Origin of the sequence: Pseudoalteromonas sp. SG41-1 (assembly GCF_014164575.1) — a bacterium.
Lineage (GTDB): Bacteria > Pseudomonadota > Gammaproteobacteria > Enterobacterales > Alteromonadaceae > Pseudoalteromonas > Pseudoalteromonas rhizosphaerae.
Genome location: NZ_JACJFL010000052.1, coordinates 18854 through 29030, shown reverse-complemented (window position 1 = coordinate 29030; position 10177 = coordinate 18854). Strand labels below are relative to the sequence as shown.

Below are 10177 nucleotides of genomic sequence, written 5' to 3'. Positions count from 1 at the left end.
GTTGCGACATTGTCGCTAGGGATGCGTATAATACATCCTTTATTTTTCGAGTCAACACTTAGTTTTAAACTTTCTTGCGAATATTTAAAACCGAAGTTTTATTTAACTCTCTGAGTTGTTCGTGCTTCGCTATGCGTTGGCGTTTCCCGTCTCAGTGGGGTCGCATTATAGGGAGATCCAAAAACAGATCAACACTTTTTTTCAATCTTTTGACTGTTCGCTCAAAAAGCATGCAAAACGCTTTAAAAGAACACTCAATCGATGCTTTTTCGAGTCTTTTTTGATGTAAATTAAATTATTTCACATAAATATCATTGCTATGTTCATTTATCGCGTTAAGATAGCAAGTTCACAATGTTAAATTAATGTTTATTTCCTGTTTATTGGTAGATCAAAATGAAATTACCCGATCAAAAATCTCTTATCTCTTCAGTTATCCTTGCTGTTATTGGTTTCGTTATAGTTAATTTTGCGCTTTCGAGCCTACAATTAAGTCCTGCACTGTTATTTGGTGCTGGTTTATTAATTGGTGGTGTAGTTATAGCTGCAATGTCATCTGGCGATGTAGAAGAAGCCGAAGTAAAAACAAAAACACTTTATGTGGGCAATCTTCCTTATCGTGCAAATGAAGGTGTAGTTCGCGCTTTATTTGAAGAACAAGGTAAAGTGTTTAATGTACGCCTATTAAAGGATAAAAATACTGGCAAACGTCGTGGCTTTGGCTTTGTTGAAATGGCAGAGCTAGATGCTGATAATGCTATTGCAAAATTAAACGATAGCGAGTTCCAACAACGTACATTGAAAGTTCGTGAAGCAAAACAAAAACAAGATGATGAATCTAACTCTTTTCGTTCTGAATCGGATCAATCAGCGTAACTAGCTCCACCGGTTGCTTATCAACATAAATCGAAGCCGTTGCGTAATAACGTAGCGGCTTTTTCTTGCCTGTACAATTAGCATCAAGCTCATCACTGCAATCTATATTATGCCCTTTGAGTATTGCACACACCCGTTTGGCTATTGCTACGCCGGAATCAAGTAATAATACAGTGCTGTTAAAATACTCATTCAAACCTTTTGCTAAAATTGGGAAATGCGTACAACCTAACACGACTACATCCACTCTTTTATCAATAGCGAGACTATCGAGCTCTGCAACTAGTTTGTCTTGGGTAATCTTTTTACTTTGATATGTTTGTTCCGCCAACGTTACAAGTTCAACACTAGCATATAAATGTACTGTGACAGCTTGACCATGCTGGCTTATCAACTGTTGTGTATAACTACTTTGTACTGTTGCTGGTGTGGCCAATAAGGCAATATGCTGTGATTTAGATAATAAAGCGGCGGGTTTAATTGCGGGTACTACACCGACGATCGGTATCGTGGTTAATTCGCGAAGTGCGCTCAGTGCTGAAGTAGATGCGGTATTACAAGCAATAACTAACACATCAACGTTTAATTGTTGTGTTTCTATAAAAATTAATAATCCGGTGAGGCGCTGAATTATGGTTTGTTGACTCAGCTTTCCATAAGGTAGGTAGGCGTTATCCATAAAATAACTATAACGGCCATCAGGTATGTATTGCTGAATATGCTTCAGCACTGTGGTACCACCAATGCCCGAATCAAAAACCATGATATGAGGTGACAAACAACTCGCTCCTTATAATAACTAAGCTGAGCAGTTTGCCACGCGGTGTACTGAAAATAAAGCTTATGCTTCACTCTCTAGTGCTGCTGAGCGCAATTTATTCATTTGCTCAAACATCGATTTTGTATAGTCGACTAATTTGCCTATTTCCTCTTGGTCTTGATTTAACCATTGTAAAATGCCTGACAGTTCATTTTGCAAACCAAGATCACCCGCTTTATTAAAGGCATTTTTTAGATCGTCATTAAATGGAGCTATTTTTTCAGCCACAGCTTTCTCTGGTGTTGGTTTATTCTCTTGATAGCCTTTTATTGCTGCAAACGTTTTAGTTTGCTTTAAGTCCATTGAAAACGCGACGAGCTGTTCGTTGCCTAGGTTGAGCTCTTGTGCTTGTTCAAAGGCTTGTTCCAAATCACCACCAAAAAATGTTTTACTAACATTTTGCAAGTCTTCCATCATTGCATTAATAGCCTTTTGTTCATCTTCGTTTAAGTCACCATTTACTGACATGCTAAATGATAACTCCCGCGATTGTGATGATGCACTGGCATAGCCTTCATTTTGACCATTACGCTGATAACTACTGGCTGATTGCTGTTTAAATGCATCAGCAAAACTAATACTCACTTCGTCACCTTCTGCAGTGGTGAAGTTATACTGAGCATTATTACTTAAACTTAAATACTGTGCTTGAGTAACACTGACAGAATCCGGTTTAGGGTTAAATAAATCCTCTTCAAACTCATCCAGGCCATTAAAAATACCTTCTTTGGATTTTTCTATGCCCTGCTCAATTTCGTCGTTTAGAATACCGGTATCTTTTAATTCACCATAAGCATCATCAATACCTGTTTGCACACCTTTGCGTGCATCACTAAGCATACCTTTGAGTTTTTCATTATCGGCTCCATTGACTTGCGCTTTCTTAACGGCACCAGTTACAAAGTCCAAAACGTTTTTGACGATTTCTTCAAAATCAAATAGTGGCTTGTCTTTTTTCTCTTCCGCGACAGGTAAGCCTAAAGCCTCAGCCATTTTGTCACCTAACACTTTTGCTGCTAATTCTTTACCACGTTGCTGGTAACTATCTTGAGGCGACTGTATTGTAGGTTGCTGTAATGCAGCTTTGTTACTGTATTTATTGACGTTGTTGTTTGGAACAAAGCCAAAGTTGCCAATTTTCATGATCCGACTCCTATTTTTGCTTACTTAAGTATCGGCCCAAAAATAAATAACTAAAGTAAAATGTACAAAAAAACAGCATTTGCTATTACTCAAAATTAGGGCCTGTTGACCTTTAAGGATTAAAATTTGTTCAACCTCGGGGCGATTTAATCGCGGCGCGAGATTTGTAACCTAGTGGGCTAAGTAAAAATTGAGCAACAAAGAGTTAATCGCCCCTAGGCAGAACCCTTCGGGCAGCGCGCGTTTGGCATTTATGCTACGTTATCGCCTATTTATGGGGAATAACCACACTACATAGGCTCTGCCTTGCCTAAAAACCAAACGCACAGCTGCAAAATTAACCTAGAAAGATAAACAGACCCTAGACAAATAATCCCTGCCCCCTACAATAGCGCCGATAAACAGCATAATGAAATAAGGTAGTAGGTAATGGCGGTTATAAAGATCGATACAACAGGATACGACGCACAGTTAAATGAAAAAGAGCAACGTATCATTGCGCAATTCCAACGCTTTGGTGTTGAACAATTAGAAGTCTTTGCCTCTGAGCCAATTCATTACCGTCAACGCGCTGAATTTAGAGTATGGCACGATGGCGATGAGTTATTCCACATTATGTTTGATCAAGCCACCAAAGACAAAATCAGAGTCGATGTGTTTGACCCTGCAGCGCCGCTAATTGGGGAAGTAATGCAGGCAATGATCGATAATCTTAAAGGCTGTGAAGTCTTGCGTCGTAAATTATTCCAAATAGATTATCTTTCTAGTTTAAGCGGTGAGATTTTAGTGAGTCTGCTTTATCACAAACCACTCGACGAAGAATGGCTAGCAGCTATCAAGTCACTAAAAGAATCATTGAGTGAGCGCTTTAAAATTGATTTTATTGGGCGTGCTCGCAAACAAAAAGAAGTACTCGGTGATGATTTTGTTACTGAGCGTTTAACAGTTAATGGCCAGCAACTTATTTACCAACAAGTTGAAAACAGCTTTACGCAGCCAAATGCTAAAGTAAACATTAAGATGCTGGAGTGGGCACAAGACTTATGTAAACCACTAAAAAATGATTTACTAGAGCTCTATTGTGGTAACGGTAACTTTTCAATTGCCTTAGCTGGTTCGTTTAATCGTGTATTAGCAACCGAAATTTCTAAATCGTCAGTACACTCAGCGCAGTATAATATTGCTAAAAATAACGTAACTAACTTAGATATCATTCGTATGTCGAGCGAAGAGTTTACTCAAGCTATGAAAGGCGAACGAACCTTCTCACGTTTAGAAGGGATTGACTTAAGCAGCTATGATTGTCAGACCATTTTAGTTGATCCGCCGCGCGCAGGCATGGATACACTAACATGTGATTTGGTGGCTAACTACGAGAGTATTATTTATATCTCATGTAACCCTGATACGCTAGAGCGTGATTTAGAGCACCTAACTCGCACTCATGAAGTTAAACGGTTTGCGATTTTTGACCAATTTCCATATACCCACCACATTGAATCAGGGGTATTTTTACAACGTAAATTGTAAAGTATCTATGCCAGTGCTTTTACTAGCGCTGGCATTTGCTGCTCACTAAAGACTTTAATACCATTCTTTTCTAATAGCGAAGCCGTTAATCCCATTCCAACCACCTTAATACCACTGTGCGAGCCATCGTAAATTGTATTACGACCACAAGAAGGACTTGATTCCTTTAATAGCGCAAAACGAATATTGTACTGTTGGCAAAGGCGTAATGCTTGTTTTGCACCTAGCTGAAATTCCGGTGTCACATCATCACCAGTATTGGTAATCACTTTACCGTTGACGATTTCAGCAGGATCTCTAGGAGTGGATAAACCACCAGCAATCTCAGGACAAAAAGCGACTATACGTTCCTGCTGCTGCCATGCGATAAGCTGAGGATGGAGTAACTGTTGTCCGCTACCATCGTAGCGCACGGGAGCACCAAGTAAGCAACTTGAAACCAGTATTTTATGCATTTCTTACCACCTGCAACAAAAAAGCTCCGCATACGGAGCTTTTTTACAATAAACACTAAACCGCTCTATTTAGCAGCTAAATAATTAATCAATTTGCTAATATCTTCAGGCTCAGTAATACCTGATTCACGACCTAGGTTAAGCTTATATTTACCATTTACGATAAATGTTGGTACGCCACGCAGTGCCCCCTTATCTTTATAGTAATCTTGGTCGCGCTTCATTTTTGAACTCATAGTGCGTACTGAAAAACTTTTATACAGTTTATCAAACTTATCACCGTCAACACCTTGCGCGACAAATACATCTTTAACATCAGCTAATTCATTAAACTTAGCACGTTTAACGTGAACATGATTAAACATAGCAGCAATAATGGCATCTTTTTGTGGTAGTACTTCAGCTGTTGCAAGTGCCTGTGAAATCATTTGTTGATTTTCAGGATCACGCACACCAACAAAATCGACGTGGCTCTTTTTAAACTCAATACTTGTATCAAGTTTAGGTTTAACCTCAACTAATAGAGCTTCGTAGTTATTACACGCTGGACAATAAAATGAGAAAAACTCTTTTACCTCTGGCTTTTTACTAGCGCGCTCAGATACTACATCATAATGCACACCTTCTTCATAAGTTGTTGGTGCTGCATTCGCGGCTAATGGTAATAAAAGTGCCAGCAATCCTGCTTTAACTAATTTGATCATCGGTAAAAACTCCAAAAATTATTGTTTTAATAGCTTATTGTTGTAATAAAAAGGCAACTAACTCATCAAGCTGCTCTTGGCTCTTGATGGTATTGATATTGATTTTATATTTATCATTAACGATAAACGTTGGTACACCGGTTAAGGCTCCCATTTGTGAAAACTTATTTTGCTTGTCTTGCATGGCTTTTTCCGCCGCAATCACAGGCATGCTGGCAATATCTTTATCAAAGGTATCGCTATCAATACCATTTACTGCAAGTAATGCTTTGACGTCTTTAATGTTATTGAGTGGAGCACGTTTTATATGAATGCTGTCAAACATTTGATCTGCAACTTGCTCACCTTTGTTATGCTGTTTAGCGATGATATATGCATAGCTCAAATTACTTTGCACTTCTGGCGCTAAACCACCTAAAAAGTTGACATGGTTTTTTACAAACTCAGTACCTGCAGGCAAGCTTTTTTCCATTGCTTTAGCTACAGCTTCAAACTTAAAACAGTGCGGGCAATAAAATGAAAAGAACTCTGTTACTTGTGAGGTTTTACTTTTTTCAATTTTTAGTACGTCATAGTGCTCACCAGCTTTAAAATCTGCAGCCATCGCAGCAAAAGGTAAACATAACAGTAGTAAACTCAATTTTAGTTTTTTAAGCATTGGACTCTCGTTTCAGATATTTTTAATAATTAGTTAGGCAGCAACTTCAGCGGCGGCTCTTGAAGTGCAGAATACTGCTCTTTCAGCGCTAAAATTTGTTGCTCCCAGTATTTGTCATCAGCAAACCATGAAAAGTTCCGCGGAAATGCCGGATCTTCCCAACGTTTAGCTAGCCACCCCATATAATGAATCATACGCATTGCCCGTAATGGTTCAATTAATTTGAGTTGAGTGTGATCAAAATCACAAAATTCTTCATAGGCAGTCACTAAGGTATCTAACTGTAACAGTTGATTGTTTCGATCGCCACTGAGCATCATCCATAAATCTTGAATCGCAGGCCCTTGACGACTATCGTCCAAATCAACAAACATCAACGCATCACCGGCCCACAGAATATTACCGGCATGGCAATCACCATGTAAACGTATAGTATCCACCTGCTGGTAAAGCGATTTCGTTTTAGCGATCACCATATCCAAAATAGTATAAAACGCGGTAGTTAAACTGCTAGGCACCAGATTACTGTTTTGTAACTGAATTTTAGCTGTATCTAGATACTCGTCACACCCTATGACCGGACGTTCGCTAAAAACATTGGCTTTAGCTGCTTGATGCATTCGACCAATCAAGCGTCCTAACACATCTAACTGATCAAGATTATCAACTTCAAAGATGCGCCCCCCGACACTTGGGAACAAAGTAAATAGATAACCATTATGCTCAAATAAGCTTTCGCCATTACGCTGTATCGGCGCAACTACAGGCACTTCAGCATCAGCCAATTCAAATGCAAAGCTATGCTCTTCGAGTATTTGTGCCTTACTCCAGCGCTCGGGGCGATAAAATTTCACCACATAACGTAGGCCATCTTCAGCTTTGAATTGATAGACACGGTTTTCGTAACTATTCAGTGCTAATAAGCCAGACTCTGCGTAAATACCAATACTTTCGACTGCATCTAAAATCGAATCCGGGGTGAGGTCAACAAAACTAAATTTACTCATAATTCTCATCAATTATAAAAAAAGCGGGAAAATCCCGCTTTTTATTTGTTATCAGTGTACTTAACTATCGCGCTTTAAAGAAGTTACTCGGCTGCGAAATTTGTGAACTTGGATTGTCCACTGGCGATAATACAAAATTAAACTCGGTCATAGGCGCTTTCAAATCATACGGATCCATCACCAATGATAATGGCACGTTATGCGATTCGCCCGCTTGCACGGTAAAAGTTTGCTTACCTATGTACTTAAAGTTCTCCAGTCCTACCACCTTAATATTAAAGGTTTGCTCGTATTGTGCTTTGTTGATCACTTTAAGTGTGTAGGTATTTTCGACAAGCCCATTAAAATCGACTCGATAGAGTTGATTTCGATCGCGAATAATATCTAAGTCCATTGGCTTACGCATCACAATATTCGTTACCAGCGCTGCGCTGAGCACCACTAATATAACAATATAACCAATAATCTTAGCGCGCAGAGGATTGGTTTTATTCTCTGGCGTTTCTAGGTTACGCTCAGTGGTATATGAGATAAGCCCGCGCGGATAATTCATCTTATCCATTACTCCGTCGCAGGCATCGATACAGGCGCCACAGTTAATGCATTCAGCTTGCAGACCATTGCGAATATCGATCCCTGTTGGGCATACTTGTACGCACAAATTACAGTCAATACAGTCACCTAAGCTAAGCTCTTCTCGATCTTGTTTACGACTACGTGGCCCACGATTTTCACCACGTTTTTCATCGTAGCTTACTGTGAAGGTATCTTTATCAAACATTGCAGATTGAAAGCGCGAATACGGGCAGATATGCAAGCACATAATTTCGCGCATCCATCCAGCATTACCATAAGTACATACAGTAAATACGATAATGCTAACCAGCGCATAGCCACCTACATCAAAAGTAACAAAATCCGGTAACAGCTGACGAATAGGTGTGAAATAACCAACAAAGGTAAGTGCGGTGTATAAAGAAAAAGCTATCCAACCTGTATGCTTGGCTGTCTTACGCCAAAATTTATCAAAGTCCATTGGTCGCTGATCAAGCTTCTTGCGTTGATTCGCTGTCCCTTCGAACTTTTCTTCAAACCAAATAAAAATAAACGTCCAGACTGTTTGCGGGCACGTATAGCCACACCATACCCGACCGTAAAAGGTGGTCACTAAGAATAACGCGAATGCAGCAAGCATCAGAATAAAAGCAAGAATAGTAAAATCTTGTGGCCATAGAGTTAGCCCAAAAATGTTATATTTTTGACCAATGAGGTCAAATAACACAGCTTGTTGGTCATTAAAGTTTATCCATGGCAGCGCCATGAACGCCAACATACCAAGAAAACCAATGCGCTGTCTTAATAGTTGATGTAACCCTTTAACCGCACGTACATAAATGCGATTGCGGGGATTAAATCTATCCTGTTGAGCATAGAGATCGGGCTTTTCGATCTTGACCTCACTAGGAATATTTTTTACTTTTATTTGCTTGTCCATCGAAGTTCCTCAACGCCGCTTGGAGAATGAAAGTCAAACAATCATATAACGCTATTTAGATAGCTAACAACTAAGCTTACATTTAAAAATAGTGCAAACTGAACTACTGTGCTGTAAAAGTTCAGAGATTTCTGAAAAATCTAATTGTTCTCTGTCATTATACCAACTCTCCTCAAAAAAGCTGATATTCATTGATAATAATTTATTCACCTAACTTGCTTGCTTTACAAAGGGGCATTTTATTACACTGGTGCCTAATTCGTACCCGTTCAGATCAAAGTTTACTCACATATGAAAAAATTCCTTGTACTAGTTGTAGTGATACTTGCGTTATTCACAATTGATCATCCAATGATAAAAGAACCTCGAGAAAAGTTATTAGGAGAAGGTGTAGGGCTATTAAGTAGTGCTAGCAACATTAACCGTGGACCCGCTGCGAGCATGGCAAAAAACCGCATCAAGTCAGAACTAACACTTTCAGAAAGCGAGTTAGAGTATTTAGAAGAAACCATGCAAACTGATGAACAGCTGCAGCTATTCCATACTCGTTACTGCCGCAGTAAAGATCTCAACTTATATTTTTATGAAGATCGTTTAAATACAGTGTGTGACATCGTCTCAACATCATTGGCTGAGCGCAGAGGTAAATAGTGGATTTTTCAGCTTTAACAAAAAAAAGCAGCGCATCGTTTAACCAACATAAAAACCTACTGAAGAAGCTGGCGAAAGGGCAAACGGTTAAATGTGAAGTATGCCAAGGCATATTAACGTTAGATTTAAAGACTCAGCAACCCGGCCAAGGGGTTGCTAAATGCCCTAAGGGCTGTACTGAAATTGTGTTGGATTTAGCATAATGCTAACTCCAACCATCTTCTTCATCTGCGTACAAACCACTTTGCACCGCGATAATTTCTATTAACTCAGCAAATCCTAATGCAAAATCTCCCATTAGTTCATACTGTTGCTGGCATAGTTGTATTTCACTAAGCTGATTTTGCTGGGCAATTGTTGTGATAAGCTGGGGCTCTAAAGCAAAAAAGCCTAAACTGGCGTAAGCGGTTTGCAATGCATCAGTTAAGTCTGTTGTCAGTGCATCAGCTTGCATTAGCTTATCAATATACACCGGTGCTCCCTGAACAAAACCCTGACACCATTGCTGGCATTCATGCAAATCTAGGTAGCTGTCGTCTTGATCACTCACCTGTAAACTTACAGGGAGCTTAAAACCTGTTTCATAAACTTGCTCACTGATCTGATGATACAAAGCCATAAATGCAAATAATGTTTGTTCTTCTAGCTGGCCGTGTGCATCTGGCACTATCTGCTCAAGCCACTCGTGTACGTCTAATGGCTCAGGAGAGCAAATAACCGCAAATAAGTAACCTTGGCTCTGCACAAATGTCATGGCGCCATTGCGGCTCGCTAAATACGTACTTAACTGCTGGCCATGTTGCTGTGTAAATTCAGGAATTTGCATAAAACAATTCAG

At 39.5% G+C, this 10177-nt stretch carries 12 protein-coding genes; 4 read left to right on the top strand and 8 right to left on the bottom strand.

Going from position 1 to position 10177, the window contains the following annotated elements; genetic code table 11:
- The first annotated feature begins 396 nt into the window (after positions 1–396).
- A complete protein-coding gene (locus tag H5203_RS19695; RefSeq protein WP_145242807.1) occupies positions 397–876 on the top strand; it encodes an RNA-binding protein in 480 nt (159 codons plus the stop codon).
- Here H5203_RS19695 and murI read toward each other — a convergent pair.
- Positions 839–1654 carry a glutamate racemase gene (gene murI, locus H5203_RS19690; RefSeq protein WP_182820157.1) on the bottom strand — a complete coding sequence of 272 codons (816 nt, stop codon included), beginning with the start codon at positions 1652–1654 and terminating at the stop codon, positions 839–841. The two genes, H5203_RS19695 and murI, sit on opposite strands and share 38 nt — an antisense overlap.
- 63 nt (positions 1655–1717) lie before the next feature.
- Entirely contained in the window at positions 1718–2839 is a 1122-nt protein-coding gene (locus H5203_RS19685) for a DUF5610 domain-containing protein (protein WP_182735802.1), read from the bottom strand.
- A gap of 429 nt (positions 2840–3268) precedes the next feature.
- On the opposite strand from H5203_RS19685, the gene trmA reads away from it, so the two are divergent.
- Complete coding sequence (trmA, locus tag H5203_RS19680) at positions 3269–4369, top strand: tRNA (uridine(54)-C5)-methyltransferase TrmA (RefSeq protein WP_145242801.1); 1101 nt, start codon at positions 3269–3271, stop codon at positions 4367–4369.
- A gap of 5 nt (positions 4370–4374) precedes the next feature.
- Here trmA and H5203_RS19675 read toward each other — a convergent pair whose 3' ends face one another.
- The 5 genes from H5203_RS19675 to ccoG form a co-directional block, all read right to left on the bottom strand.
- Positions 4375–4824: a DUF523 domain-containing protein gene (locus tag H5203_RS19675; protein ID WP_145242799.1), complete on the bottom strand. Its 450-nt coding sequence runs from the start codon at positions 4822–4824 to the stop codon at positions 4375–4377.
- A 65-nt stretch (positions 4825–4889) separates the two neighbouring features.
- On the bottom strand, positions 4890–5528 hold the full coding sequence (locus H5203_RS19670; protein WP_145242797.1) for a thiol:disulfide interchange protein DsbA/DsbL: 639 nt from the start codon (positions 5526–5528) through the stop codon (positions 4890–4892).
- 34 nt (positions 5529–5562) lie between these two features.
- The gene (locus H5203_RS19665; protein ID WP_145242795.1) at positions 5563–6186 is read right to left on the bottom strand and encodes a thiol:disulfide interchange protein DsbA/DsbL; all 624 of its coding nucleotides are present in this window, start codon (positions 6184–6186) and stop codon (positions 5563–5565) included.
- Positions 6187–6215: 29 nt separating this feature from the next.
- Positions 6216–7193 carry a serine/threonine protein kinase gene (locus H5203_RS19660; protein WP_145242793.1) on the bottom strand — a complete coding sequence of 326 codons (978 nt, stop codon included), beginning with the start codon at positions 7191–7193 and terminating at the stop codon, positions 6216–6218.
- Between the two features lie 64 nt (positions 7194–7257).
- Positions 7258–8688, bottom strand: coding sequence for a cytochrome c oxidase accessory protein CcoG (gene ccoG, locus H5203_RS19655; protein WP_145242790.1), 1431 nt, complete (start codon positions 8686–8688; stop codon positions 7258–7260).
- Positions 8689–8979: 291 nt separating this feature from the next.
- Here ccoG and H5203_RS19650 point away from each other — a divergent pair, with 291 nt between their 5' ends.
- The gene (locus H5203_RS19650) at positions 8980–9339 is read left to right on the top strand and encodes a hypothetical protein (protein WP_145242788.1); all 360 of its coding nucleotides are present in this window, start codon (positions 8980–8982) and stop codon (positions 9337–9339) included.
- Positions 9339–9542, top strand: a complete 204-nt coding sequence (locus H5203_RS19645) for a hypothetical protein (protein ID WP_145242786.1) — start codon at positions 9339–9341, stop codon at positions 9540–9542. Before H5203_RS19650 ends, H5203_RS19645 begins: the two co-directional genes overlap by 1 nt.
- A 2-nt stretch (positions 9543–9544) precedes the next feature.
- Here the strand turns inward: H5203_RS19645 and H5203_RS19640 are convergent, their stop codons facing one another.
- Complete coding sequence (locus H5203_RS19640) at positions 9545–10165, bottom strand: UPF0149 family protein (RefSeq protein ID WP_182759066.1); 621 nt, start codon at positions 10163–10165, stop codon at positions 9545–9547.
- Positions 10166–10177: the final 12 nt, after the last annotated feature.

Excerpts from the sequence above, each read along its gene's own strand:
- H5203_RS19695 (WP_145242807.1), top strand. The coding sequence starts at position 397 with ATGAAATTACCCGATCAAAAATCTCTTATCTCTTCAGTTATCCTTGCT.
- H5203_RS19685 (WP_182735802.1), bottom strand. The coding sequence starts at position 2,839 with ATGAAAATTGGCAACTTTGGCTTTGTTCCAAACAACAACGTCAATAAA.
- trmA (WP_145242801.1), top strand. The coding sequence starts at position 3,269 with ATGGCGGTTATAAAGATCGATACAACAGGATACGACGCACAGTTAAAT.
- H5203_RS19675 (WP_145242799.1), bottom strand. The coding sequence starts at position 4,824 with ATGCATAAAATACTGGTTTCAAGTTGCTTACTTGGTGCTCCCGTGCGC.
- H5203_RS19670 (WP_145242797.1), bottom strand. The coding sequence starts at position 5,528 with ATGATCAAATTAGTTAAAGCAGGATTGCTGGCACTTTTATTACCATTA.
- H5203_RS19665 (WP_145242795.1), bottom strand. The coding sequence starts at position 6,186 with ATGCTTAAAAAACTAAAATTGAGTTTACTACTGTTATGTTTACCTTTT.
- H5203_RS19660 (WP_145242793.1), bottom strand. The coding sequence starts at position 7,193 with ATGAGTAAATTTAGTTTTGTTGACCTCACCCCGGATTCGATTTTAGAT.
- ccoG (WP_145242790.1), bottom strand. The coding sequence starts at position 8,688 with ATGGACAAGCAAATAAAAGTAAAAAATATTCCTAGTGAGGTCAAGATC.
- H5203_RS19650 (WP_145242788.1), top strand. The coding sequence starts at position 8,980 with ATGAAAAAATTCCTTGTACTAGTTGTAGTGATACTTGCGTTATTCACA.
- H5203_RS19640 (WP_182759066.1), bottom strand. The coding sequence starts at position 10,165 with ATGCAAATTCCTGAATTTACACAGCAACATGGCCAGCAGTTAAGTACG.